Raw genomic sequence first — 24,560 nt, 5'->3', positions numbered from 1 at the left:
TCCGCCGTCACGTAGTTGCCATGGCACAATGCCAGGGTACTCAGGCCCTTCCCCAGCCACAGTCGCATCCGCCATCCGGTTCAGCCGTGTCGCGGAAGGTTTCTTAAACCAGCTAATGCTTCCTACAGGGAAGCGAAGGTCAGCGGAATATGAGCGATTCATCGTCGACGCCCGGCGCGTCCGTCTATCACGCCTACCAAGGCAACACCTACCTCTTCGGCGGCAACGCGCCCTATGTCGAGGAGATGTACGAAAACTACCTCAGCAATCCCGGCAGCGTGCCCGACAACTGGCGCTCGTACTTCGATGCGCTGCAGCACGTGCCCGCCACCGACGGCAGCACCACCCGCGACGTGCCGCACCAGCCGGTCATCAATGCCTTCGCCGAGCGCGCCAAGCAGGGCACCACGAGGGTGGTGCAGGCCAGCGGCGCCGATTCGGAGCTGGGCCGCCAGCGCACCGCCGTCCAGCAGCTGATCGCGGCCTACCGCAACGTCGGCGTCCGCTGGGCCGACCTTGACCCGTTGAAGCGCGCGGAGCGCCCGTCGATTCCGGAACTCGAGCCTTCGTTCTACGGTTTCACCGATGCCGATCTCGAAACGGTGTTCAACACGAGCAACACCTTCTTCGGCAAGGACACGATGTCCTTGCGCGACCTGCTCAACGCGCTGCGCGAGACCTACTGCGGCACGATGGGCGTCGAGTACATGTACACCACCGACCAGAACCATAAGCGCTGGTGGCAGCAGAGGCTCGAGAGCGCGCGGACCAACCCGAAGCTCAGCACCGAGCAGAAGAAGCGCATCCTCGAACGCCTGACGGCGGCCGAAGGCCTGGAGCGCTTCCTCCACACCAAGTACGTCGGCCAGAAGCGCTTCTCGCTCGAAGGCGGGGAGAGCTTCATTGTTTCGATGGACGAGCTGATCAGCCAGGCCGGCGTCAAGGGCGTGCAGGAGATCGTGATCGGCATGGCCCACCGCGGCCGTCTCAACGTGCTGGTCAACTCGCTCGGCAAGATGCCGGCCGACCTGTTCGCCGAGTTCGACCACACGGCGCCTGAAGACCTGCCCAGCGGCGACGTCAAGTACCACCAGGGCTTCAGCTCCGACGTTTCGACGCCCGGCGGTCCGGTGCACCTGAGCCTGGCCTTCAACCCCTCGCACCTCGAGATCGTGAACCCCGTGGTCGAAGGCTCCGTGCGCGCGCGCATGGACCGCCGCGCCGACCCGCTCGGCAAGCAGGTGCTGCCGGTGATCGTGCACGGCGACGCCGCCTTCGCAGGGCAGGGCGTCGTGATGGAGACGCTGGCGCTGGCCGAAACGCGCGGCTATTCCACCGGAGGCACGGTCCATATCGTGATCAACAACCAGATCGGCTTCACCACCAGCGACCCGCGCGACAGCCGCTCGACGCTGTACTGCACCGACATCGTCAAGATGGTCGAGGCGCCGGTGCTGCACGTGAACGGCGACGACCCCGAAGCGGTGGTGCTCGCGACCCAGCTCGCCCTCGAATTCCGCATGGAGTTCCAGAAGGACGTGGTGGTCGACATCATCTGTTTCCGCAAGCTCGGCCACAACGAGCAGGACACGCCCTCGCTCACCCAGCCGCTGATGTACAAGAAGATCGCGGCGCACCCGGGCACGCGCAAGCTCTATGCCGAGAAGCTGGGCGCCCAGGGCCTGGGCGACACGCTCGGCGACGACATGGTGAAGACGCAGCGCGCAGCCTTCGACGCCGGCAAGAACACCACCAATCCGGTGCTGACCAACTTCAAGAGCAAGTACGCGGTCGACTGGAGCCCCTTCCTCAACAAGAAGTGGACCGACGCCGGCGACACCGCCATCCCCACCGCGGAATGGAAGCGCCTGGCCGAGCGCATCACCAGGGCGCCGGAAAAGTTCACCGTGCATCCGCTGGTCAAGAAGGTGCTCGACGACCGTGCGGCCATGGGCCGCGGCGACGTCAACGTCGACTGGGGCATGGGCGAGCACATGGCTTTCGCCTCGCTGGTGGCCAGCGGCTATCCGGTGCGCCTTTCGGGCGAGGACAGCGGCCGCGGCACCTTCACGCACCGGCACGCCGTGCTGCACGACCAGAACCGCGAGAAGTTCGACGAGGGCACCTACGTGCCGCTTTCGAACGTGGCCGACAACCAGGCGCCCTTCGTCGTCATCGACTCCATCCTTTCCGAAGAGGCGGTGCTCGCCTTCGAATACGGCTACGCGTCGAACGATCCGAACACGCTGGTGATCTGGGAAGCGCAGTTCGGTGACTTCGTCAACGGCGCGCAGGTCGTGATCGACCAGTTCATCGCCTCGGGCGAAGTGAAGTGGGGCCGCGTCAACGGCATCACGCTGATGCTGCCGCACGGCTACGAAGGGCAGGGTCCCGAGCACAGCTCGGCGCGCCTCGAGCGCTTCATGCAGCTGTCGGCCGACGCCAACATGCAGGTCGTGCAGCCCACCACCGCGAGCCAGATCTTCCACGTGCTGCGCCGGCAGATGGTGCGCAACCTGCGCAAGCCCTTGGTCATCATGACGCCCAAGTCGCTGCTGCGGAACAAGGACGCGACCTCGCCGCTGTCCGAGTTCACCAAGGGCAGCTTCCAGACCGTCATTCCCGACAACAAGGACCTGAAGGCCGAGAAGGTCAAGCGCCTCATCGCCTGCTCCGGCAAGGTCTACTACGACCTGGCGAAGAAGCGCGAGGAAAAGGGCGCCGACGACGTGGCGATCATCCGCGTCGAGCAGCTCTATCCGTTCCCGCACAAGGCCTTCGCCGCGGAACTCAGGAAGTACCCGAACCTCGTCGACGTGGTGTGGTGCCAGGACGAGCCGCAGAACCAGGGCGCCTGGTTCTTCGTGCAGCACTACATCCACGAGAACATGCTGGAAGGCCAGAAGCTCGGCTACTCGGGCCGCGCCGCCTCGGCGTCGCCCGCGGTCGGCTATTCGCACCTGCACCAGGAACAGCAGAAGGCGCTGGTCGACGGCGCATTTGCCAAGCTCAAGGGCTTCGTGCTGACCAAGTAAGAAGAACCACATTCACACCTACGAAGAAACACGAAGCGGAGCACATCAGTAATGTCTATCGTTGAAGTCAAAGTCCCCCAGTTGTCCGAATCCGTGGCCGAGGCCACGATGCTGCAGTGGAAGAAGAAGGCCGGCGAAGCCGTCGCGGTCGATGAGATCCTGATCGAGATCGAGACCGACAAGGTCGTGCTGGAAGTTCCGGCGCCAGCCGCCGGCGTGCTGGCCGAGATCGTGGCGGGCGACGGTGCCACCGTCGTCGCCGACCAGTTGATCGCGAAGATCGACACCGAGGGCAAGGGCGCGGCAGCCGCGCCCGCCGCTGCTCCGGCGGCAGCGCCAGCGGCCGCTCCGGCTCCCGCGGCAGCCGCCGCTGCCGCCCCGGCCGGTGGCTCGAAGTCCGATGTCGCGATGCCCGCGGCAGCCAAGCTCTTGGCCGACAACAAGCTCACGACGGGCGACGTGGCCGGCACCGGCAAGGACGGCCGCGTCACCAAGGGCGACGTGCTCGGTGCGGTCGCCTCCGGCGTCACGGCCAAGGCGGCTGCGCCGGTGGCCATCCCGACGGGCGCGCCCAAGACGGCGCTGCCGCAGGTCGCTGCGCCTGCCCGCGCGCCGGATCTCGGCGAGCGTCCGGAAGAGCGCGTGCCGATGAGCCGCCTGCGCGCCCGCATCGCCGAGCGCCTGCTGCAGTCGCAAGCGACCAACGCCATCCTGACCACCTTCAACGAGGTCAACATGGCGCCGGTGATGGAAATGCGCAAGCGCTACCAGGAGAAGTTCGAGAAGGAGCACGGCGTCAAGATCGGCTTCATGAGCTTCTTCGTGAAGGCCGCGGTGCATGCGCTGAAGAAATACCCGGTGATCAACGCCTCGGTGGACGGCAACGACATCGTCTACCACGGCTACTTCGACATCGGCATCGCCGTCGGTTCGCCGCGCGGCCTGGTGGTGCCGATCCTGCGCAATGCCGACCAGATGAGCTTTGCCGACATCGAGAAGAAGATCGCCGAGTACGGCCAGAAGGCCAAGGACGGCAAGCTGGGCATCGAGGAGATGACCGGCGGCACCTTCTCCATCTCCAACGGCGGCGTGTTCGGCTCGATGCTGTCGACGCCGATCATCAACCCGCCGCAGTCCGCCATCCTCGGCGTGCATGCGACCAAGGACCGCGCCGTGGTCGAGAACGGCCAGATCGTCGTGCGCCCGATGAACTACCTCGCGATGTCGTACGACCACCGCATCATCGACGGCCGTGAAGCCGTGCTGGGCCTCGTGGCCATGAAGGAGGCGCTGGAAGATCCTGCCCGCCTGCTGTTCGACATCTGAGGAGCCACCTGATGTCCAACAAGCAATTCGACGTCATCGTCATCGGTGGCGGCCCCGGCGGCTACGTCGCGGCCATCCGCGCAGCGCAGCTCGGCTTCAACGTCGCCTGCATCGACGAGTGGAAGAACGGCAAGGGCGGCCCGGCACTGGGCGGCACCTGCACCAACATCGGCTGCATTCCCTCGAAGGCGCTGCTGCAGTCGTCCGAAAACTACGACCACGCCGGGCATCACTTTGCCGACCACGGCATCAAGGTCGAGGGCCTGAGCCTCGATCTGGCCAAGATGCTGGCGCGCAAGGACGCGGTCGTGAAGCAGAACAACGACGGCATCACCTACCTGTTCAAGAAGAACAAGGTCACGTTCTTCCACGGCCGCGGTTCCTTCGTGAAGGCGTCCGGCGCCGGCTATGAGCTGAAGGTGACGGGCACGGCCGAGGAATCCATCGAGGGCAAGCACATCATCCTGGCGACCGGCTCCAATCCGCGCCCGCTGCCGGGCGCGGACTTCGACGAGGAGAACATCCTCTCGAACGACGGCGCGCTGCGCATAACCGGCGTGCCCAAGAAGCTGGGTCTGATCGGCTCCGGAGTCATCGGCCTCGAAATGGGTTCGGTCTGGCGCCGCCTGGGTGCCGAGGTCACGGTGCTCGAAGCGCTGCCGACCTTCCTCGGCGCGGTCGACGAGCAGATCGCCAAGGAAGCGCACAAGGCCTTCACCAAGCAGGGCCTGAAGATCGAGCTCGGCGTCAAGGTGGGCGAGGTCAAGTCAGGCAAGAAGGGCGTCAGCGTTGCCTGGGCCAATGCCAAGGGCGAAGCGCAGACGCTCGAGGTCGACAAGCTCATCGTCTCGATCGGCCGCGTACCCAATACCATCGGCCTCAACGCCGAGGCGGTCGGCCTGAAGCTCGACGAGCGCGGCGCCATCGTGGTCGACGACGATTGCAAGACCAGCCTGCCGAACGTGTGGGCCATCGGCGACGTGGTGCGCGGCCCGATGCTCGCGCACAAGGCCGAGGAAGAGGGCGTGGCGGTGGCCGAGCGCATCGCGGGCCAGCACGGGCACGTGAACTTCAACACCGTCCCGTGGGTGATCTACACCTCGCCCGAGATCGCGTGGGTCGGCCAGACCGAGCAGCAGCTCAAGGCCGAAGGCCGCGCCTACAAGGCCGGCACCTTTCCGTTCATGGCCAACGGGCGCGCCCGTGCTCTCGGCGACACGACCGGCATGGTCAAGTTCATCGCCGATGCGGCGACCGACGAGATTCTCGGCGTTCACATCGTAGGCCCGATGGCCAGCGAGCTGATCTCCGAGGCGGTGGTGGCGATGGAGTTCAAGGCCAGCGCCGAGGACATCGCGCGCATCTGCCACGCGCATCCGTCGCTGTCCGAAGCGACCAAGGAAGCTGCATTGGCCGTCGACAAGCGCACGCTCAATTTCTGACCACTTGAGCGTCAAACAGGCTTACGAAGCGGAGCTGGCTGCGCGGGGGTACCAGAGCGACCCCGCGCAGCTGCGCGCCGTCGAAGCGCTCGATCGCTGCGCGAGCGAGTGGGGCGACTACAAGGCGCGGCGCTCCAATGCGCTCAAGAAGCTGATCAACCGGCTGGACATTCCGCGCGGCGTCTACATGTACGGCGGGGTGGGGCGCGGCAAGAGCTTCCTGATGGATTGCTTCTACAACGCGGTCCCGCTCAGGCGCAAGACCCGACTGCACTTCCACGAGTTCATGCGCGAGGTCCATCGCGAGCTGGCCGAGCTGCAGGGCACGGTCAACCCGCTCGACGAACTCGGGCGTCGGATCGCCAAGCGCTACAAGCTGATCTGCTTCGACGAGTTCCATGTCGCCGACATCACCGATGCCATGATCCTGCATCGGCTGCTGACGGCGCTGTTCGAGAACGGGGTGGGCTTCGTCACGACCTCGAATTTCAAGCCCGACGATCTCTATCCCGGCGGGCTGCATCGCGACCGCATCCTGCCTGCGATCGCGCTGCTCAACGAGCGGCTCGAGGTGATCAGCGTCGACAACGGCACCGACTACCGCCGCCGCACGCTGGAGCAGGTACGCCTCTACCTCACGCCCAACGGCGCGGCGGCCGACAAGGAGATGCGCCACGCCTTCGAGCGCCTCGCCGAAAGCGCGGACGAGAACCCCGTGCTGCACATCGAGTCGCGCGAGATCCACGCGCGCCGCAAGGCCGGCGGCGTGGTCTGGTTCGACTTCAAGACCCTGTGCGGCGGTCCGCGTTCGCAGAACGACTACCTGGAGATCGCGACCCAGTTCCACACCGTGCTCCTGTCCGACGTGCCGTACATGCCGGTGCGCATGGCCTCTGAAGCACGTCGTTTCACATGGCTGGTCGACGTGTTCTACGATCGGCGCGTGAAGCTCATCATGTCGGCGGAGGTCCCGCCGGAGGCGTTGTACACCGAGGGTCCGCTGGCCCACGAATTTCCTCGCACCGTGTCCAGACTCAACGAAATGCAGTCGGCCGAATTCCTGGCGCTCGAGCGCCGCGTCGTCGACACCCGCCTCACATGAAGAACATCGTCCTTGCACTCTTGATGGCCTTGACCGCGCTGCCGCTGTGGGCGCAGTCCACCGCCACGACCGGCAACACCGATTTCGAAGCGGAGCGAGCGCGCCTGTCGCAGGAGCGCAAGGTGGTCGAAGAACGCTTCCAGACCGAGCAGAAGGCCTGCTACCAGAAGTTTGCGGTCGAGGGCTGCCTGGAAGACAGTCGCCGGCGCCGGCGCACCGCCACCGACGACATCAAGCGCCAGGAAGCCGCCATCAACGACATCGAACGCAAGCGCCGCGGGGCCGCTGCGCTCGATCGGCTCGAGGAAAAAAAGGCCAGCCCGCGCCCGCAGGACACACCCTCGCAGCGCGAGCAGTCGATCAAGAACCAGGAGGAGCGCGAGCAGCGCTCGGCCGATCATGCGACGAGCCGCGCCCGCCTGGCCTCCGATGCGGCCCTGCGGAAACGCGAGCTCGAAGACAAGCAGCGCGCGCATGCCGAGAACCAGGCCAAGGCTGCTGCCCGGCGTGCCGAGGCGCCGGTCGAGCGCGAAGCCTACGAGCGCAAGCAGCAGAAGGCAGAGGAGCATCGCGCCGATCGCGAGCGCCGCAACGCCGAGAAGACGAAGGACAAGGCCCGTTCGCCGTCCTTGCCGACGCCGCCTTGAGCGCGTGCCGGCGGCTCGGCCTCAGTCCGCAGCGTCCGCAGCCACCGGAAGCGCTTCGAGCTTCAGCACGACCAGCGAAATATTGTCCCCGGTGCCGCGCGCGCGGCGCCGCGCTTCCGACACCAGCAGTTCGGCTGCCGCGCGGGGCGATTGTTCGTGCAGCACCCTGCCCATCTCCTCCGGCGTGAAGTAGTGCCAGAGCCCGTCGCTGCAGGCCATCAGCAGATCGTCGGGTTCCAGCTTGGGAACCAGGTGGATGTCGACCGGCGGCGGCGTGGACTTCATGCCGAGGCAGCCGAGCAGGATGTTTCCTTGCGGGTGGATGTTGGCTTCCGCCTCGCTGATCTCGCCGCGGTCCACCAGCGCCTGCACGTAGGAGTGGTCCTTGGTTCGCTTGATCAGCTGGCCGTTGCGGAAATGGTAGATGCGCGAATCGCCCGCATGGATCCAGACGCAGTCGCCTCCCGGATTCATGAGGAACGCCGCCAGCGTACTGTGCGGCTCCTCCTCGCTGGAGATCGCGGTGAGCTTGATCACCGTGTTGGCGTCTTCCAGCAGCTGCCGCAGTATGGCCACGGCCTCGTCGCGACCCGGCTTGTAGCGCGAGAACAACTGGCGTGCCGTCATCAGCACCTGGTCCGATGCCTTGCGCCCCCCGCTGCGTCCACCCATGCCGTCGGCGACGACGCCGAGCACGCAACCCGGCGTGCGCGGGTGGTTCATGATCAGGACCTGGTCCTGCTGGTAGGGGCGGTCCCCCTTGTGAAGACCGGTGGCCGCTGCGAGTCGAAAGCCTGGGGTCGTGGGCGCGGAGGCGACGGTGGCTCGGTCTTTCATGTGGTCGTGTGATGGAAACGAAGACGTATTATCGAGTCAACCCCGCGCGAAGCCCGAATCGCCGTCGCGTCGTCTTCGCATCGCCCCCGTTGGACTCCAATCTTCACTCCTTTTCCCGTCAGCTGATCGAACTGCGCATCGAGCACGCCGACCTGGACGCCACCATCGACCGACTCGTCGAGGCCGTGCCGCAGGACGAACTGCTGCTGCGGCGCTTGAAGAAAAGGCGGCTCGCCCTGCGCGACCAGATCGTCCGCCTGGAGCGCATGCTCGATCCGCAAGAGCCCGCCTGATGTCGCTCGATCAAATGGTGCGCGACGCCTTCGCGCAGGACGGTGTGCTGTCGCACGCGGCCGAACAGTTCCGCGAGCGCGAAGGCCAGACCCAGATGGCCCTGGCCGTGGCCCGCACCATCGACCAGGGCGGCGTGCTCGTGGTCGAGGCCGGCACCGGCGTCGGCAAGACCTTCTCCTACCTGGTGCCGGCGCTGCTGAGCGGCGAGCGCGTGCTGCTCTCGACTGCCACCAAGACGCTGCAGGACCAGCTCTTCGGGCGCGATCTGCCGCGGCTGGTCGAGGCGCTGGGCCTGCCGGTGCGCACCGCGCTGCTCAAGGGGCGGGCGAGCTACCTGTGTCTGCATCGCCTCGACCTGGCGCGCCATGACGCGTCCCTGCCCGAACGCGGCAGCGTTCGCACGCTGGCGAAGATCGAGCAGTGGTCGAAGGCCACCCGCACCGGCGACCTGGCCGAGCTGCCGGGCCTGGACGAGCGCTCGCCGCTGATCCCGCTGGTGACCTCCACGCGCGAGAACTGCCTGGGCGCGCAATGCCCGCAGTTCAAGCCCTGCCACGTCAACCTGGCGCGCCGCGAGGCGATGGCGGCCGACGTGGTGGTCATCAACCATCACCTGTTCTTCGCCGACCTGGCGGTGCGTGAATCGGGCATGGCGGAACTGCTGCCGACCGTGCGCGTGGTCGTGTTCGACGAAGCGCACCAGCTCAACGAGACCGGCGTGCAATTCCTCGGCGTGCAGCTCGGCAGCGGGCAGGCGCTGGATTTCGCGCGCGACATGCTGGCCGCCGGCCTGCAGCAGGCGCGCGGGCTGGTCGACTGGCAGCAGCTGGTGGCTGCAGTCGAACGCGGCGCGCGCGAATTGCGGCTCGCGGCCGGCAAGCAGTGGCCCGGTGCCAAGCTGCGCTGGGCAGGCGCGTCGCCGGAGGCCGTGCCTGCCGAGGCCTGGCAGGCCGCGCTCGACGCCCTGCAGCAGGCCTTCGAGCACGCAGCGCGGGCACTCGACACGGTGAGCGAACTCTCGCCCGATTTCGTGCGCCTGCACGAGCGCGCGGAACAGCTCGCGGAACGCGCGACCCGTTTTGCCCAGGCCTGCCCCGCGGAATCGGTGCGATGGGTGGACGTGGGCACGCAGCTGCGGCTGGTGGAGTCGCCGCTGGATATTGCCGAGGCGGTGCGCACGCGCGTGCTCAAGGCCGACGCGGTCGATCCGGAAGAACAGGGACGTGCCTGGGTGTTCACCTCGGCCACGCTCGGCGACGATCCGAAGCTGCGCTGGTTCACCGAACCCTGCGGGCTCGACGACGCCGAGGTGCTGCGCGTCCAGAGTCCCTTCGACTACGCGCGCCAGGCTGCGCTCTACGTTCCGCGCGCATTTCCCAAACCCAGCGATCCGGCACACAGCGTGCAGGTGGCGACGCTCGCGGCCCGGGGCGCCGAGGCCTTGGGCGGACGCACGCTGGTGCTCACGACCACGCTGCGTGCACTGCGCACCATCGGCGATGCCATCAAGCAGCAGTTCGAGCGGCTGGAAGCCGGGCGCCGGCCGGAGGTGCTGGTGCAGGGCGAGTTGCCCAAGCGCGCGCTGATGGACCGCTTCCGCGAAGGTGCGGCCGACGGGCGTGCCGGCTGCGTGCTGGTGGCCTCGGCCTCGTTCTGGGAAGGATTCGATGCGCCTGGCGATGCGCTGCAGCTGGTCGTGATCGACAAGCTGCCTTTTCCGCCGCCGAACGATCCGCTCGTCGAAGCGCGTTCGCAGCGCCTCGAATCGCAAGGTCGCAGCGCCTTCAGCGACTATTCGCTGCCGGAAGCGGCCGTGGCCCTCAAGCAGGGCGCAGGGCGCCTGATCCGGCGCGAAACCGACAGGGGCGTGCTGGTGATCTGCGACACGCGGCTGGTCGCGATGGGCTACGGGCGGCGGCTGCTGGCGGCCTTGCCGCCGATGCGCAGGCTTGACAGCGAAGACGCGTTCGACGCCGCGCTGCTGGAACTCGCGGGCTGAAAATCAAAAGGCCCGGAAAGGGCCTTTGTTGGAGTCGTTACCAGAGCTTCCACCAGGGGTCGTCCTTGGCTCTGAAGCCGCGCGTCAGGTATTCGCTCTTCGGGTAGTTGCTGGTCAGCACGCGCTTGGCGTCGTCGCGCAGGTCGGTCAGGCCGAGCGCGTCGTAGGACTGGACCATGATGTACAGCGCCTCTTCGAGCGCCGGCACTTCGCGGTAGTCGGCCAGGGCCAGCTGGGCGCGGTTGATGGCCGCCAGGTAGGCGCCGCGCGTGTAGTAGTAGCGCGCCACATGCACTTCGTACTGGGCCAGCGAGTTGACGATGTAGTTCATGCGCAGGCGCGCATCGGGCGTGTAGCGCGATTCCGGGAAGCGGGTGATCAGTTCCTTGAACGCCTCGAAGGACTCCTTGGCCGCCTTCTGGTCGCGTTCGGAAAGGTCTTGCCGCGTCATCCACGCGAACAGGCCGAGGTCGTCGTTGAAGTTGATCACGCCCTTGAGGTAGATCGCGTAGTCGAGGGCGGGGCTGGCCGGGTGCAGCTTGATAAAGCGATCGAGGGTCGCGATGGCCGCGGGCCTTTCGCCGGCCTTGTACTGCGCATAGGCCTTGTCCAGCTGTGCTTGCTGCGCGAGCGGCGTGCCGGCGGCGCGGCCTTCGAGCTTCTCGAACAGCGGCACGGCCTTGTCGTAGGCGCCGGAGTTGGCTTCGTCCTTGGCTTCGGAGTAGATGCGGTTGGGACTCCAGTTCGCGGTCCGATCGACGGTGGTCGACGAGCAGCCGGCCACGAGCCACGCGGCCGCGCAAAGAGCCAGCCAGCCGGGGACAACCGATAATTTGGCGCGAAACATCACATAAGGCTTTCGTGAAACAGGTGCCGTCAATTATATCGGCCGACCCCCTGGACGAATCCCCAGGCGCGGTCGAGCACGACGAGGGCGCGGAGCTGTCCGAGCCGAGCGAGATTCGCAACTTCCTGTTCGGCCAGGACGAGCATGGGCAGCGGCTCGACCGTGCGCTGGCCGCGCTGGTGCCCGAGTTTTCGCGCAGCTACCTGCAGCAACTGATCGAAGCCGGCATGGTGGCGATCCAGGGGCGCGTGCTCACCAAGGCTTCGACCACGGTGCATGCGGGCGCTGCCGGGCGCATCGAGCTGCGGCCCACGCCGCAGAGCCAGGCTTTCCGGCCCGAACCGATGCCGATCACCGTGCTGCACGAGGACGAACACCTGCGCGTCATCGACAAGCCGGCCGGTCTCGTGGTCCATCCGGCACCCGGCAACTGGAGCGGCACGCTGCTCAACGGCCTGCTGGCCCTGGACCCGCGGGCCGCGCTGCTGCCGCGCGCCGGCATCGTGCACCGGCTCGACCGCGACACCAGCGGCCTGATGGTGGTCGCGCGCAGCCGTTGCGCGATGGATGCGCTGGTGGCGCTGATTGCGGCACGCGAGGTCACGCGCCAATACCTCGCGCTCGCGCATCGCAGCTGGCAGGGCGCCGCTGCGCGCCACGTGGACGCCGCGATCGGGCGCGACCCGCGCAACCGGCTGCGCATGGCGGCGGTCGATCTGCAGCGGCATTCGGGCAAGCCCGCGCGCACGCTGATCGAAGCGCTGGACAGCAACGAGCAGGGCTGCGCCGTGCGCTGCACCCTGGAGACCGGGCGCACGCACCAGATCCGCGTGCACATGGCTTCGATCGGCCATCCGCTGGTCGGCGACACGCTCTACGGCGGCGCTGCCGCGGCCGGCCTCGCACGGCAGGCGCTGCACGCCTTCAGGCTCGCGTTCGTGCATCCGGTCACGCATCAGCCGATGGAGTTTCGCGCGCCGCCCCCGCCCGATCTGGTGCAGGCTTTGCAGACCTGGGGGCTGGATTACAATCGTGCCTGACGGCCCCGAGGGCCGCGCCGGCCACCCGATGCCGGCCTTGCTGCAAAGCGCCTGCGGGCCGGCAGCGCCTCTTCATCCTTCTGAAATCAAGCGTCCTTCGTGGCGCCTTTTTCCCGGATACCGCGAACCATGAATACGGCGGATGCCAAGCGCATTCTCGAAACCGCCTTGATCTGTTCGACGCAGCCCTTGCCGGTGCGCGAACTGCGCGTGCTGTTCGACGACGAACTGGGCGCCGACACGATCAAGTCGTTGTTGCTCGAACTGCAGGAAGACTGGTCGCAACGCGGCCTGGAGCTCGTGAGCGTCGCCACCGGCTGGCGCTTCCAGAGCCGTCCCGAACTGCGCGACCATCTCGATCGCCTGCACCCGGAAAAGCCGCCGCGCTATACCCGCGCCGCGCTCGAAACGCTGGCAATCATTGCCTACCGCCAGCCGGTCACGCGCGGCGACATGGAAGACATCCGTGGCGTCACCATCAACTCGCTGATCCTGAAGCAGCTCGAAGACCGCAGCTGGGTCGAGGTGATCGGGCATCGCGAGACGGTCGGCCGGCCGGCGCTCTATGCGACCACGCGCCAGTTTCTCGACGACCTGGGCCTGGCTTCGCTGGATCAATTGCCGGTCATCGAATCGCCGGCGCAGCAGGGTGCCTTGATCGACGCGCTCGAACAGGCGTCCGGCGGTGACCAGCCGACCTTGCCGATCGACGAGTCTTCCGTCGAGACAGCAGAGGCCGTGAGCGAGGCCGAAACCGAGGCGGTTGCCGAAACCTTGCCCGAACCCGAACCCGAACCCGAGCCCGAACCCGAGCCCGAGCCCGAGCCTGAACTCCAGTCCTCGTCCCCCATCGAGCCCGATGCCGAGCCCGATGAGGTTGACATCACCGTCGTCTCCTCCGGAACCCGACCATGAGCCCATCCGATCCCGATGATGCAGCGACGCTGCCGGCCGAACCTGTTTCCGAAGATCGTGCGGCGGCGCCCCCCGCACAGCCCGCGGACGGCGTGACCGAGCCGAGCCCCGAAGGCGCAGGCGAGGCGGAGGCGCCTCGCAAGCGGCGGCCGCGCCGGCGCAAGCCCGCTGGCCAGGCCCCCGTCGAGATGGCGGTGGAAGCGGCCGAATTCACCCCGCCGGCGGCCGGTGAAGCGCAGAACGTGGCCGAGGACGATCTGGACGACGAGGAAGAGCCGGACGAGGAGGAAGACGACCTCGACCGGGCCCGCCGCGCCGCCGAGCGCGAGCAGCGCAATGCCCCGCCGCCCGAGCCGATCCGGTTTGCCGATGTCATCTCGGGCCAGTTCGATGCCGACGAGGAAAGCCCCGAGGTCCCGCCGCTCAAGCGCGTGCTGCTGCCTGAAGCCGATTCGCCCAAGCTGCACAAGGTGCTGGCGCAGGCCGGCCTCGGCTCGCGGCTCGAGATGGAGCAGCTCATCCTGCAGGGCCGCATCTCCGTCAACAACGAGCCGGCCCACATCGGCCAGCGCATCCAGTTCGGCGACCAGGTCAAGATCAACGGCAAGCCGATCCGCTACCGCATCGCGCCGCCGCCGGCGCGCGTGATCGCCTACCACAAGCCGGTCGGCGAAGTCGTCACGCACGACGATCCGCAGAACCGTCCGACGGTGTTCCGCAAGCTGCCGCGCCTCCAGCAGGGCAAGTGGCAATCGGTCGGTCGCCTCGACCTGAATACCGAAGGCCTCCTGCTTTTCACCAGCTCGGGCGAACTGGCCAACCAGCTCATGCACCCGCGCTTCGGGCTGGAGCGCGAGTACGCGGTCCGTGTGCTGGGCGCCCTCAGCAGCGAGGAAAAGCAGCGCCTGCTCGAAGGCGTGCGGCTCGACGACGGCATGGCCCACTTCGGTACCATCGAAGAGGGCGGCGGCGAAGGCTCGAACTGCTGGTACCGCGTCACCATTTCCGAAGGCCGCAACCGCGAAGTGCGTCGCCTGTTCGAATCGGTCGGCCACGCGGTCAGCCGCCTGATCCGCATCCGCTACGGTGCGATGGTGCTGCCGCGCGGTCTCAAGCGCGGCGCCTGGATGGAGCTCGACGAGCGTGACATCCGCGCGCTGTTCCAGGCAGCCGGCGGTGCCGGCGAACGGCCGGGACGCGCGGGCGGCGGCCCGAAGGGACCGGGCCAGGAGGGCGGCGGCCGCAACAACCGCAACCGCAAGCGCCGCGGCAATCGCAACAACGGCGGCGGCGCGCAGGCCGAAGGCCGCGAGCCGCCGATCCCGAATCCGCTGGGCAGCGGTCCGGCGGCGCGGGGCGACCGGAATCGGGGAGGCGGCAATGGCGGTCCGCCGCAGCAGGGCCGCCGCAACCGCCGCGATGACCGACAGAGCGGCAACCGCGGCGAGGATCGTCCGCCGAGCGGCGCCAACCAGCCCGATCCGATGAAGACTTCGCTCGGCTATATCGGTGCCGACAGCTTCTCGCGCCAGCGCAAGGAACAGCGTTCCGGCCCGCGACGCGGCGGCCCGCCCGGCGGGGGCGGGGGCAATTTCGGCGGGCAGGGCGGCGGGCGCCGCCGCGGCCGCTGAAATCGCGCATCGGTCGCGGTCTTTCACTGGCCCGTCACGGGTGGTGTCGAGCGCGCCGGTTAAAATCAGAGGCTTTGTCAAGGCAGTGCAACCGAAGCGTTGCGGCTTGACAGAACTCATCGAAATCCAAGCTCTCAGGAAAGCAACTCAATGGCCATCGAACGCACCCTCTCCATCATCAAGCCCGACGCCGTGGCGAAGAACGTCATCGGCAAGATCGTCTCCCGCTTCGAGGCTGCCGGCCTCAAGATCGTGGCGGCCAAGCTGGTGCATCTGTCGCGCGCCGACGCCGAGCAGTTCTACGCGGTGCACAAGGAGCGTTCCTTCTTCAAGGATCTGGTCGAGTTCATGATCTCCGGCCCCGTGTTCGTGCAGGCACTGGAGGGCGAGGACGCCATCATCAAGAACCGCGACCTGATGGGCGCGACCGATCCCAAGAAGGCAGCCCCGGGCACCATCCGCGCCGACTTCGCGGACAGCATCGATGCCAACGCCGTGCACGGCTCCGACGCCGTCGACACCGCGAAGGTCGAAATCAGTTTCTTCTTCCCCGAGCTCAAGGCACGCTGAGGCGGAGCCTTCCCACGCAATGACCACGGCCAACCTGCTCGATTTCGATCTCGAGGGGCTGGCTGCGTTCTGCGAAAAGCTCGGCGAGAAGCGCTTCCGCGCCACCCAGCTGTTCCGCTGGATCCACCAGCGCGGCGCGAGCGATTTCGCGCACATGACCGACCTTGCGAAGTCGCTGCGCGAGAAGCTCGCGGGCAGCGCGCGCGTCGAGGCGCTGCCGATGATCACGCAGCACGAATCGGCCGACGGCACCATCAAGTGGCTGTTCGACGTCGGCGACGGCAATGCGGTCGAGGCCGTGTTCATTCCCGAGGACGACCGCGGCACGCTGTGCGTCTCTTCGCAGGCCGGCTGCGCCGTCGGCTGCCGTTTCTGCTCGACCGGGCACCAGGGCTTCAGCCGCAACCTGACGACGGGCGAGATCGTCGCCCAGCTGTGGTTCGCCGAACACTTCCTGCGCAAGCACCTGAAGCGCACTCCCGATCAGGAAGGGCGCGTGATCTCCAACGTCGTGATGATGGGCATGGGCGAGCCGCTGCAGAACTATGCGGCGCTGGTGCCGGCCCTGCGCACCATGCTCGACGACAACGCCTATGGCCTGTCGCGCCGCCGCGTGACGGTGTCGACCTCGGGCGTGGTGCCGATGATCGATCGGCTCGGCGCCGACTGCCCGGTGGCGCTCGCGGTGTCGCTGCATGCGCCCAACGACGCGCTGCGCGACGACCTGGTGCCGCTCAACCGCAAGTACCCGATCGCCGAACTGCTCGAGGCCTGCCAGCGCTACCTCGCGCACGCGCCGCGCGACTTCATCACCTTCGAGTACTGCATGCTCGACGGCGTGAACGACCAGCCCGAGCATGCGCGCCAACTGGTCGATCTGGTGCGCTCGCAGGGGATCTCCTGCAAGTTCAACCTGATTCCTTTCAATCCTTTCCCGGCGTCCGGCCTGCTGCGTTCGCCGCAGCCGCGCGTGCTGGCCTTCGCCAAGGTGCTGAGCGAAGCCGGCATCGTGACCACCGTGCGCAAGACGCGCGGCGACGACATCGATGCGGCCTGCGGCCAGCTGGCGGGCGACGTGAAAGACCGGACCCATGCGGCCGAGCGCATGGCGCAGCGGCGCACCGTCGTGCTGCACCCGGCCCGCAAGAAGGCCGCCACTTCCACTGCCCAGGAGCCATGAACCGATGAGCCAGGCCTTTCCGATCGTGCACCAGCGAGTGATGCAAGCGCTCTTCGGCCTTGCGGCCGCGTTCCTGCTCGCCGGCTGCGCCACCAAGGACCCTTCCGCGCCGGGCTCGGGCAGCAGCAATGCCGCACCCATCATCACGGACTCGGACGAAACCAACGCCCGCAAGCGCGCCCGGCTGCGCGTCGAACTGGCCATCGGCTACTTCGAGCAGGGGCAGACCACCGTGGCGCTGGACGAGATCAAGCAGGCCCTGGCCAACGATCCGACCTTCGCCGATGCTTACAACCTGCGCGGCCTGGTCTACATGCGTCTCGACGATGCGCCTCAGGCCGAAGACAGCTTCCGCCGCGCGATCGCGCTGAACCCGCGCGAGGCGAACACCTTGCACAACTACGGATGGCTGCTGTGCCAGCAGAACCGCTTCGGCGACGCGCAGCAGCAGTTCTCGGCTGCGTTGGCCATCCCCACCTACGGCGACCGTTCCAAGACGCTCATGACGCAGGGCGTGTGCCAGCTCCGCGCCGGCCAGCGTGCCGAGGCAGAGCGCAGCCTGACGCAGGCCTACGAACTCGATGCCGGCAACCCGGTGGTCGGCTTCAATCTGGCCTCGCTGCTCGCGCAGCGCGAGGACTGGTCGCGCGCGCAGTTCTACATCCGCCGCGTCAACAACAGTCCGTCGGCCAATGCCGAGACGCTCTGGCTCGGCATCAAGATCGAACGCCGGCTCAACAACCGTGAAGCGATCACGCAACTCGCGAGCCAGTTGCAGCGGCGCTTCCCCCAGTCGCGGGAGGCGATTGCGTACGAGCGCGGGAATTTCAATGATTGAGAAGGCCAGCGAATTCGGGGCTTCGGCCGCGGTGCCGCTGGTGAGCGGCGACAGCACCTTCATGACGGCCGGCGACATGCTGCGCGAGGCGCGCGAGGCCCACGGTCTGCACATCGACATGGTGGCGGCCGCGCTCAAGGTGTCGACGCAGAAGCTGGCGGCACTGGAGGCCGACGACATCGACGCCTTGCCCGATCCAGTGTTCGCGCGTGCCCTGGCCGCGAGCGTGTGCCGGGCGCTGCGGATCGACCCGGCACCTGTGCTGGCGAAGCTGCCCGGCGCGCAGCCCGCGGGCCTGGCGGAGGCCGACCGCACCATCAGCAAGAGCCTGCGCTCGGCCGCGCCGCGCTCGGGCGGCGTCGGCGGTTCGAACGGGCAACCGTCGCGCGCGCTGCTGATCGTGGTCCTGCTGCTGCTGATCGGCGCCGCGGTGCTGTTCTGGCTGCCGCAGTCGGTCTTCGATCGGATCGGCGAGTCGATCTCTCGCCTGACGGCCGCCAGCAACAACATCGAGGCGTCGCCGTCGACGGAACGGTCGGCAGTGGTCAGCGGCACGGTCGTCGATGCGGTACCACCCGCGGCACCAGTCGCTGCCGCTCCGGCTCCTGCAGCGCCCATCATCCCGCCGGCAGCGGCTCCGGCGGCACCTGCGGCCCAGACGGCGGCAGCAGCGCCTGCCGTGGCCGGTGCCAGCCTGATCGTCTTCGTCGCGCGCGAAGACTCGTGGGTCACGGTGAACGAAGCCAACGGCAAGTCCTTGCTGCGGCGCACGGTGCAGGCCGGCGAGACCGTCGGGGTGACGGGCGCGCCACCCCTGTCGGTGGTCGTCGGTCGTGCCTCGGGTATCGAGGTGCAAGTGCGCGGCAAGCCTTTGGACCTGGCGCCCCTGACGCGTTCGGGCGGCGTCGCGCGTTTCGAGGTCAAGCCATGAACGACGACACGTCGAGCCCCCTGAGCTGCCTGCCGATCGAGTCCGCTGCGCCGCGGCCGCGCCGTTCGCGCCAGGCCAGCGTGGTCTGGGGGCCGCGCACCGTCACCGTGGGCGGCGACGCCCCGGTGCGCGTGCAGTCGATGACCAATACCGACACCGTCGACGCGATCGGCACCGCGATCCAGGTCAAGGAACTGGCGCTGGCCGGCTCGGAGATGGTGCGCATCACCGTCAACACGCCGGAAGCGGCGGCGCAGGTGCCCTACATCCGCGAACAGCTCGATCGCATGGGCGTCGACGTGCCGCTGATCGGCGACTTTCATTACAACGGCCACCGCCTGCTCACCGACTATCCGGCCTGTGCCGAGGCGCTCAGCAAGTACCGCATCAACCCCGGCAACGTCGGCAAGGGCGACAAGCACGACCGCCAGTTCGGCCAGATGATCGATGCGGCCATGCGCTGGAACAAGCCGGTGCGCATCGGCGTCAACTGGGGCAGCCTCGACCAGGAACTGCTGTCCAGCCTGATGGACATCAACAGCCAGCGCCCAGAGCCGTGGGACGCGAAGCAGGTGATGTACGAGGCCTTGGTGACTTCGGCGATCGATTCCGCGCAGCTCGCCGAATCGATGGGCATGAACGGCAGCCAGGTCATCCTGAGCTGCAAGGTCAGCGGCGTGCAGGATCTGGTCTCGGTCTACCGCGAACTCGCCAAGCGCTGCGACTACGCGCTGCACCTGGGCCTGACCGAAGCGGGCATGGGCACCAAGGGCACGGTGGCTTCGGCCACGGCGCTGTCGATCCTGCTGCAGGAAGGCATCGGCGACACGATCCGCGTTTCGCTGACGCCGCAGCCGGGCGAATCGCGCACGCAGGAGGTGCTGATCGCCAACGAGATCCTGCAGGCCCTGGGCCTGCGGGTGTTCGTGCCGAGCGTCACCGCCTGTCCGGGCTGCGGCCGCACGACCAGCACCACCTTCCAGGAACTCGCCAAAGAGATCGACGACTACCTGCGCATGCAGATGCCGGTCTGGCGCACCAAGTACCCGGGCGTCGAGACGATGAAGGTGGCCGTGATGGGCTGCATCGTCAACGGCCCGGGCGAGAGCAAGCATGCCGACATCGGCATCAGCCTGCCCGGCACCGGCGAAGCGCCCGCGGCGCCGGTTTTCATCGACGGCGAGAAGGCGCTCACGCTGCGCGGCGAGAACATCGCCGCCGAGTTCCATCAACTGGTCGAAAACTACATCGAGAAGCGTTTCGGCGGCCACGCCACCGAAGTCGCCTGACACAAGCAATGGCTGAAAAACTCAATGCCGTCAAAGGCATGAACGACATATTGCCGCCCGAATCGGCGCGCTGGGAGTGGCTCGAGGCCACCGTGCGCGAGCTGATGGCGCGTTATGCCTACCGCAACGTCCGCACGCCGATCCTGGAGCACACGGCGCTCTTCGTGCGCGGCATCGGCGAGGTCACGGACATCGTCGAGAAGGAGATGTACTCCTTCCACGACCGCTCGGACAAGTACGGCGACAACGACCACCTGACGCTGCGCCCCGAGAACACCGCCGGCATCGTACGCGCCGCGATCGAGCACAACATGCTCTACGACGGCGGCAAGCGCCTGTGGGCCATCGGCCCGATGTTCCGGCGCGAGAAGCCGCAGCGCGGGCGCTTCCGCCAGTTCCACCAGATCGACGTCGAGGCGCTGGGTTTCGCCGGGCCGGACGTCGATGCCGAACTGATCCTGTTGGCCAGTGGGCTGTGGAAGGCCATCGGCCTGACCGACGTGCGCCTGGAAATCAACAGCCTGGGCCAGCCGGCCGAGCGCGCCCAGCACCGTGCCCAGCTCATCGCGCACTTCGACGCGCACGCCGACCAGCTCGACGAGGATGCCAGGCGCCGCCTGCACAGCAATCCGCTGCGCATCCTAGACACCAAGAATCCGGCGATGAAGGCGGTGGTGGAGTCGGCGCCGAAGCTGATCGACTTTCTCGGCGCCGAGTCGCTGGCGCACTTCGAGGGGCTGAAGGCCATTCTCGACGCCAACGACATCGCCTACACCATCAACCCGCGCCTGGTGCGCGGCCTCGACTATTACAACCTCAGCGTCTTCGAATTCGTGACCGACCGGCTCGGCTCGCAGGGTACGGTGTGCGCTGGCGGGCGCTATGACGGCCTGTTCGAGCAGCTCGGCGGCAAGCCCGCGCCGGCGGTGGGCTGGGCGATCGGCGTGGAGCGTGTGCTCGAGTTGCTGAAGGAGCAGGGGACGGCGGTTCCCGTTTCGACCCCCGATGCCTACGCGGTGGTGCCGGATGCGGCGGCGATGCCGGTCGCGCTGCGCACGCTGCAGCAGCTGCGCGATGCCGGCGTGCGCGTGCAGATGCACGCGGCCACCGCCGACGGCCTCGGCAGCTTCAAGTCGCAGTTCAAGAAGGCCGACGCCAGCGGCGCCGCGCACGCACTGGTCTTCGGCGCCGACGAACTCGCGCGCGGCGAGGTCACGGTCAAGGCGCTGCGCGACGGCAGCGGGGCGCAGACTGCCCGCCCGCTGGCCGAGCTGCCCGCCTGGGCCGCCACCCTACAATCCCCGGCTCCCAACAACTGACAGCGCATGGCAACCCATCTCGACCTCGAAGAACAGGAACAGCTCGACCAGCTCCGGCATTTCTGGAACACCTACGGCACGCTGATCACCTGGTTCGTGCTGCTGTCGGCCGGCGCCTTCATGGCGTGGAACGGCTGGCAGTTTTTCCAGCGCGACAAGGCGGCGCGCGCTTCGGTGCTCTATGACGAGATCGAACGCAGTGCGCAGGCGGGCGACGTGGCTCGCATCGAGCGCGCGCTGGCCGACATGAAGGAGAAGTTCGCCGGCACCGCCTACGCCCAGCAGGCCGGCCTGCTGGCGGCCAAGACCTTGAACGAGAAGGGCAATGCCAACGCCTCGCGCACAGCGCTCGCGTGGGTGGCCGAGCATGCCGTCGATCCGGGCTACCAGGCCGTCGCCAAGCTGCGCCTGGCCGCCGAACTGCTCGAAGCCAAGTCCTACGACGAGGCGCTCAAACAACTTTCGGGCAACGTGCCCAAGGAGTTCGAAGCGCTGGTGGCCGACCGCAAGGGCGACATCCACCTGGCGCAGGGCAAGCGCGACGAGGCCAAGGCTGAGTACCAGAAGGCCTGGACCGCCTTCGCGCCCGGCACCGACTACCGCCGCCTGGTCGAGATCAAGCTCAACGCCGTCGGCGTCGACCCGAAGAGCCTGGCACCGGCCGCTGCCGGCACCGCCACCCCTGCCAAGACCACACCATGAATTTCAAGCGTTTCGTGACTCCTGCATTCATCCTGCGCGCTGGTGCGGCCGCGGTCGTGGTCGCCGCGCTCGCGGCCTGCTCGGGCACGCCCAAACCCAAGCCCGCGGAACTGTCGGCCAACCCGGCACTCCTGGGCGTTCGGCAGGCCTGGAGCGTGCGCATTCCGGCGGTGAGCTTCCCGCTGGCGACCAACGTGAGCGGCGACATGGTGGCGGTGGCCGCCACCGACGGCACAGTGGTCATGATCGATGCGCGTTCGGGGCAGGAATCGTGGCGTGCCAGTGCCGGTGCGCCGCTGGTGGCCGGCGTGGGCAGCGATGGATCGCTGGTTGCCGTCGTCACCGCCAACAATGACTTGGTCGCCATGCAAAGCGGCAAGGTGCTGTGGAAGCAGCGGCTCACGGCCCAGGCGTACACCGCGCCGCTGGTGGCCGGCCGTCGCGTCTTCGTGCAGGCTGCCGACCGCAGCACCAGCGCCTGGGACGGCCAGAGCGGTCGTCGCCTTTGGGCACAGCAGCGTACCGCCGAAAACCTGGTGCTGAAGAGGCCCGGGGTGCTGATCGCCGTGGGCGACACCCTGGTGAGCGGTATCGGCGGCCGGCTCGCCGGCATCAATCCGGCCAACGGCATTTCGCGCTGGGAATCGCCGATCGCCGCACCGCGCGGCACGAACGACGTCGAGCGCCTGGTCGACCTGACCGGCAGCGTGAGCCGCGTCGGCGATGTCGTCTGCGCGCGCGCCTACTATGCGAGCGTCGGCTGTGTGGACACCTCGCGCGGCGCGCTGCTCTGGAGCAAGCCCGCCACGGGCGCGGACGGCGTGAGCGGCGACGACCGCTTCGTCTACGGCACCGAGGAAAACGGCAATGTGGTGGCCTGGCGCCGCGCCGACGGCGAGCGCGCCTGGCAGATCGAGAGTTTCAAGTACCGCACCCTGACCGCGCCGCTCGCGGTCGGCCGCTCGCTGATCATCGGCGACAGCACCGGCCTCGTGCATCTGATCTCGCGCGAGGACGGCGCGCCGCTGAACCGCCTCACCCCCGATGGCTCGGCCATCGCCGCGACGCCGGTGCTTTCCGGCAACACGGTCGTGGTCGTCACCCGCAATGGCGGCGTGTTCGGCTATCGGCCTGAATAATCGATCGAGAGCCCGACCATGAAACCGGTCATTGCGCTGGTCGGGCGTCCCAACGTCGGCAAGTCGACGCTGTTCAATCGCCTCACCCAGACGCGCGACGCCATCGTCGCCGACTTCGCAGGCCTCACGCGCGATCGCCACTACGGCAACGGCCGCCAGGGCAAGCACGAGTTCATCGTGATCGACACCGGCGGCTTCGAGCCCGACGCGGGCAGCGGCATCTTCAAGGAGATGGCCAAGCAGACGCGCCAGGCCGTGGCCGAGGCCGACGTGGTGATCTTCGTGGTCGATGCGCGCGAGGGAATCTCGGCGCAGGACCACGACATCGCCAATGAACTGCGCCGGCTGGGCAAGCCCTGCGTGCTGGTGGCCAACAAGGCCGAAGGCATGCAGGATGGCGCGAAGCTGGTCGACTTCTACGAACTCGGCTTCGGCGAGGTGCACGGCATCTCGGCGGCGCACGGGCAAGGCATCCGCAGCCTGGTCGAACTCGCGCTCGAGCCGCTCGGGCTGCCCGATCCCGACGAGGAGGCCGAAGAGGAAGAGGCCAACAACAAGCCGATCAAGCTGGCGGTCGCGGGCCGCCCCAACGTCGGCAAGTCGACCCTGATCAACACCTGGCTCGGCGAGGAGCGCCTGGTCGCCTTCGACCTGCCCGGCACCACGCGCGACGCGATCGCCGTGCCCTTCGAGCGCAACGGCCAGCGTTTCGAGCTGATCGACACCGCGGGGCTGCGCCGCAAGGGCAGGGTGTTCGAGGCGATCGAGAAGTTCTCGGTGGTCAAGACCCTGCAGGCGATCGAATCGGCCAACGTGGTCCTGCTGCTGCTCGACGCCACGCAGGGCGTGACCGATCAGGACGCCCATATCGCGGGCTACATCCTCGAAAGCGGGCGCGCGGTGGTGATCGCGATCAACAAGTGGGACGCGATCGATAGCTACCAGCGCGAGCAGATCCAGCGCCAGATCGAGACCCGGCTGCCCTTCCTCAAGTTCGCCGCGCTGCACTTCATTTCCGCCATCAAGCGCCAGGGGCTGGGGCCGGTCTGGCAGGCCATCGCCCAGGCTCACAAGTCGGCCACCCGCAAGATGTCCACGCCGGTGCTCACGCGGCTGCTGATGGAGGCGGTGCAGTTCCAGGCGCCCAAGAAGTCCGGCATGTTCCGGCCCAAGCTGCGCTACGCCCACCAGGGCGGCATGAACCCGCCGGTGATCGTCATCCACGGCAACTCGCTGGAACACGTCACCGACGCCTACAAGCGCTTTCTCGAGGGGCGCTTCCGCAAGGAATTCGACCTTGTCGGTACGCCCTTGCGCATCGAGCTCAAGACCTCGCACAATCCGTACGCAGACAAGGAGGGCTGAAGGCCCGTGCCCCCGGATGGGGCGCTTGGCGTCCATTGACCACCGTTGAGCGATGCCGGCGCCCGAAGTTCCCGCTTTTAGGTGCCGTTATTTTTGGAAGGCTATTCGGGTT

General features: G+C 67.6%; 21 protein-coding genes. 19 read left to right on the top strand and 2 right to left on the bottom strand.

Annotation, left to right across the window (positions count from 1 at the left end; translation table 11 throughout):
* Nucleotides 1–149: 149 nt before the first annotated feature.
* The 5 genes from BLS74_RS16490 to BLS74_RS16470 are packed head-to-tail and all read left to right on the top strand — an operon-like array spanning nucleotide 150 to nucleotide 7,552.
* Nucleotides 150–3,035 (top strand): 2-oxoglutarate dehydrogenase E1 component, encoded by a 2,886-nt coding sequence (locus BLS74_RS16490; RefSeq protein WP_093108119.1) that lies wholly within the window; start codon nucleotides 150–152, stop codon nucleotides 3,033–3,035.
* Nucleotides 3,036–3,086: 51 nt separating this feature from the next.
* The gene (gene odhB, locus BLS74_RS16485) at nucleotides 3,087–4,361 is read left to right on the top strand and encodes a 2-oxoglutarate dehydrogenase complex dihydrolipoyllysine-residue succinyltransferase (protein WP_093108116.1); all 1,275 of its coding nucleotides are present in this window, start codon (nucleotides 3,087–3,089) and stop codon (nucleotides 4,359–4,361) included.
* 11 nt (nucleotides 4,362–4,372) lie between these two features.
* Complete coding sequence (lpdA, locus tag BLS74_RS16480; protein WP_093108114.1) at nucleotides 4,373–5,803, top strand: dihydrolipoyl dehydrogenase; 1,431 nt, start codon at nucleotides 4,373–4,375, stop codon at nucleotides 5,801–5,803.
* Nucleotides 5,804–5,807: 4 nt separating this feature from the next.
* Nucleotides 5,808–6,905 carry a cell division protein ZapE gene (zapE, locus tag BLS74_RS16475; protein ID WP_093108112.1) on the top strand — a complete coding sequence of 366 codons (1,098 nt, stop codon included), beginning with the start codon at nucleotides 5,808–5,810 and terminating at the stop codon, nucleotides 6,903–6,905.
* A complete protein-coding gene (locus tag BLS74_RS16470; RefSeq protein ID WP_093108110.1) occupies nucleotides 6,902–7,552 on the top strand; it encodes a hypothetical protein in 651 nt (216 codons plus the stop codon). The genes zapE and BLS74_RS16470 overlap by 4 nt, the downstream gene beginning before the upstream one ends.
* A gap of 21 nt (nucleotides 7,553–7,573) precedes the next feature.
* On the opposite strand, the gene BLS74_RS16465 is transcribed toward BLS74_RS16470, so the two are convergent.
* A complete protein-coding gene (locus tag BLS74_RS16465; protein WP_093108108.1) occupies nucleotides 7,574–8,389 on the bottom strand; it encodes a PP2C family protein-serine/threonine phosphatase in 816 nt (271 codons plus the stop codon).
* 89 nt (nucleotides 8,390–8,478) lie between these two features.
* Here BLS74_RS16465 and BLS74_RS16460 point away from each other — a divergent pair, with 89 nt between their 5' ends.
* Complete coding sequence (locus tag BLS74_RS16460; RefSeq protein WP_093108106.1) at nucleotides 8,479–8,682, top strand: DUF465 domain-containing protein; 204 nt, start codon at nucleotides 8,479–8,481, stop codon at nucleotides 8,680–8,682.
* Nucleotides 8,682–10,682 carry a DNA repair helicase YoaA gene (locus BLS74_RS16455; RefSeq protein ID WP_093108104.1) on the top strand — a complete coding sequence of 667 codons (2,001 nt, stop codon included), beginning with the start codon at nucleotides 8,682–8,684 and terminating at the stop codon, nucleotides 10,680–10,682. The genes BLS74_RS16460 and BLS74_RS16455 overlap by 1 nt, the downstream gene beginning before the upstream one ends.
* A gap of 37 nt (nucleotides 10,683–10,719) precedes the next feature.
* On the opposite strand, the gene BLS74_RS16450 is transcribed toward BLS74_RS16455, so the two are convergent.
* On the bottom strand, nucleotides 10,720–11,529 hold the full coding sequence (locus BLS74_RS16450) for an outer membrane protein assembly factor BamD (RefSeq protein ID WP_093108102.1): 810 nt from the start codon (nucleotides 11,527–11,529) through the stop codon (nucleotides 10,720–10,722).
* Nucleotides 11,530–11,579: 50 nt separating this feature from the next.
* On the opposite strand from BLS74_RS16450, the gene BLS74_RS16445 reads away from it, so the two are divergent.
* The 12 genes from BLS74_RS16445 (at nucleotide 11,580) to der (ending at nucleotide 24,448) form a co-directional block, all read left to right on the top strand.
* Nucleotides 11,580–12,569, top strand: a complete 990-nt coding sequence (locus tag BLS74_RS16445) for an RluA family pseudouridine synthase (protein WP_093108275.1) — start codon at nucleotides 11,580–11,582, stop codon at nucleotides 12,567–12,569.
* Nucleotides 12,570–12,698: 129 nt separating this feature from the next.
* Nucleotides 12,699–13,484 (top strand): SMC-Scp complex subunit ScpB, encoded by a 786-nt coding sequence (gene scpB, locus BLS74_RS16440; protein ID WP_093108100.1) that lies wholly within the window; start codon nucleotides 12,699–12,701, stop codon nucleotides 13,482–13,484.
* Nucleotides 13,481–15,115, top strand: a complete 1,635-nt coding sequence (locus tag BLS74_RS16435; RefSeq protein ID WP_093108098.1) for a pseudouridine synthase — start codon at nucleotides 13,481–13,483, stop codon at nucleotides 15,113–15,115. Before scpB ends, BLS74_RS16435 begins: the two co-directional genes overlap by 4 nt.
* Before the next feature lie 150 nt (nucleotides 15,116–15,265).
* Nucleotides 15,266–15,685, top strand: coding sequence for a nucleoside-diphosphate kinase (gene ndk / locus BLS74_RS16430; protein WP_093108097.1), 420 nt, complete (start codon nucleotides 15,266–15,268; stop codon nucleotides 15,683–15,685).
* A 19-nt stretch (nucleotides 15,686–15,704) separates the two neighbouring features.
* On the top strand, nucleotides 15,705–16,865 hold the full coding sequence (gene rlmN, locus BLS74_RS16425) for a dual-specificity RNA methyltransferase RlmN (RefSeq protein ID WP_093108095.1): 1,161 nt from the start codon (nucleotides 15,705–15,707) through the stop codon (nucleotides 16,863–16,865).
* A 4-nt stretch (nucleotides 16,866–16,869) separates the two neighbouring features.
* On the top strand, nucleotides 16,870–17,703 hold the full coding sequence (gene pilW, locus BLS74_RS16420; protein WP_093108093.1) for a type IV pilus biogenesis/stability protein PilW: 834 nt from the start codon (nucleotides 16,870–16,872) through the stop codon (nucleotides 17,701–17,703).
* Nucleotides 17,696–18,634 carry a helix-turn-helix domain-containing protein gene (locus BLS74_RS16415; protein WP_093108091.1) on the top strand — a complete coding sequence of 313 codons (939 nt, stop codon included), beginning with the start codon at nucleotides 17,696–17,698 and terminating at the stop codon, nucleotides 18,632–18,634. Before pilW ends, BLS74_RS16415 begins: the two co-directional genes overlap by 8 nt.
* The gene (ispG, locus tag BLS74_RS16410; RefSeq protein ID WP_093108089.1) at nucleotides 18,631–19,923 is read left to right on the top strand and encodes a flavodoxin-dependent (E)-4-hydroxy-3-methylbut-2-enyl-diphosphate synthase; all 1,293 of its coding nucleotides are present in this window, start codon (nucleotides 18,631–18,633) and stop codon (nucleotides 19,921–19,923) included. Before BLS74_RS16415 ends, ispG begins: the two co-directional genes overlap by 4 nt.
* A gap of 8 nt (nucleotides 19,924–19,931) precedes the next feature.
* On the top strand, nucleotides 19,932–21,242 hold the full coding sequence (hisS, locus tag BLS74_RS16405) for a histidine--tRNA ligase (protein ID WP_093108087.1): 1,311 nt from the start codon (nucleotides 19,932–19,934) through the stop codon (nucleotides 21,240–21,242).
* A 6-nt stretch (nucleotides 21,243–21,248) separates the two neighbouring features.
* Nucleotides 21,249–21,944: a YfgM family protein gene (locus BLS74_RS16400; protein WP_093108085.1), complete on the top strand. Its 696-nt coding sequence runs from the start codon at nucleotides 21,249–21,251 to the stop codon at nucleotides 21,942–21,944.
* Complete coding sequence (gene bamB / locus BLS74_RS16395) at nucleotides 21,941–23,083, top strand: outer membrane protein assembly factor BamB (RefSeq protein WP_093108083.1); 1,143 nt, start codon at nucleotides 21,941–21,943, stop codon at nucleotides 23,081–23,083. Before BLS74_RS16400 ends, bamB begins: the two co-directional genes overlap by 4 nt.
* A gap of 18 nt (nucleotides 23,084–23,101) precedes the next feature.
* Nucleotides 23,102–24,448 carry a ribosome biogenesis GTPase Der gene (der, locus tag BLS74_RS16390; RefSeq protein ID WP_093108081.1) on the top strand — a complete coding sequence of 449 codons (1,347 nt, stop codon included), beginning with the start codon at nucleotides 23,102–23,104 and terminating at the stop codon, nucleotides 24,446–24,448.
* Nucleotides 24,449–24,560: the final 112 nt, after the last annotated feature.

Origin of the sequence: Variovorax sp. CF079, from assembly GCF_900101545.1 — a bacterium.
Taxonomy (GTDB): Bacteria; Pseudomonadota; Gammaproteobacteria; order Burkholderiales; family Burkholderiaceae_C; genus Variovorax.
The sequence above is the reverse complement of the archived record's forward strand: the minus strand, read 5'-3'. Positions and strand labels throughout refer to the sequence as shown.

Bases quoted from the DNA above. Each gene is read 5' to 3' on its own strand.
- BLS74_RS16470 (WP_093108110.1), top strand. From the start codon at position 6,902: ATGAAGAACATCGTCCTTGCACTCTTGATGGCCTTGACCGCGCTGCCG.
- rlmN (WP_093108095.1), top strand. From the start codon at position 15,705: ATGACCACGGCCAACCTGCTCGATTTCGATCTCGAGGGGCTGGCTGCG.
- lpdA (WP_093108114.1), top strand. From the start codon at position 4,373: ATGTCCAACAAGCAATTCGACGTCATCGTCATCGGTGGCGGCCCCGGC.
- ndk (WP_093108097.1), top strand. From the start codon at position 15,266: ATGGCCATCGAACGCACCCTCTCCATCATCAAGCCCGACGCCGTGGCG.
- der (WP_093108081.1), top strand. From the start codon at position 23,102: ATGAAACCGGTCATTGCGCTGGTCGGGCGTCCCAACGTCGGCAAGTCG.
- BLS74_RS16465 (WP_093108108.1), bottom strand. From the start codon at position 8,389: ATGAAAGACCGAGCCACCGTCGCCTCCGCGCCCACGACCCCAGGCTTT.
- hisS (WP_093108087.1), top strand. From the start codon at position 19,932: ATGGCTGAAAAACTCAATGCCGTCAAAGGCATGAACGACATATTGCCG.
- BLS74_RS16435 (WP_093108098.1), top strand. From the start codon at position 13,481: ATGAGCCCATCCGATCCCGATGATGCAGCGACGCTGCCGGCCGAACCT.
- BLS74_RS16415 (WP_093108091.1), top strand. From the start codon at position 17,696: ATGATTGAGAAGGCCAGCGAATTCGGGGCTTCGGCCGCGGTGCCGCTG.
- pilW (WP_093108093.1), top strand. From the start codon at position 16,870: ATGAGCCAGGCCTTTCCGATCGTGCACCAGCGAGTGATGCAAGCGCTC.
- BLS74_RS16450 (WP_093108102.1), bottom strand. From the start codon at position 11,529: ATGTTTCGCGCCAAATTATCGGTTGTCCCCGGCTGGCTGGCTCTTTGC.
- BLS74_RS16455 (WP_093108104.1), top strand. From the start codon at position 8,682: ATGTCGCTCGATCAAATGGTGCGCGACGCCTTCGCGCAGGACGGTGTG.
- scpB (WP_093108100.1), top strand. From the start codon at position 12,699: ATGAATACGGCGGATGCCAAGCGCATTCTCGAAACCGCCTTGATCTGT.
- BLS74_RS16490 (WP_093108119.1), top strand. From the start codon at position 150: ATGAGCGATTCATCGTCGACGCCCGGCGCGTCCGTCTATCACGCCTAC.
- BLS74_RS16400 (WP_093108085.1), top strand. From the start codon at position 21,249: ATGGCAACCCATCTCGACCTCGAAGAACAGGAACAGCTCGACCAGCTC.
- ispG (WP_093108089.1), top strand. From the start codon at position 18,631: ATGAACGACGACACGTCGAGCCCCCTGAGCTGCCTGCCGATCGAGTCC.
- bamB (WP_093108083.1), top strand. From the start codon at position 21,941: ATGAATTTCAAGCGTTTCGTGACTCCTGCATTCATCCTGCGCGCTGGT.
- odhB (WP_093108116.1), top strand. From the start codon at position 3,087: ATGTCTATCGTTGAAGTCAAAGTCCCCCAGTTGTCCGAATCCGTGGCC.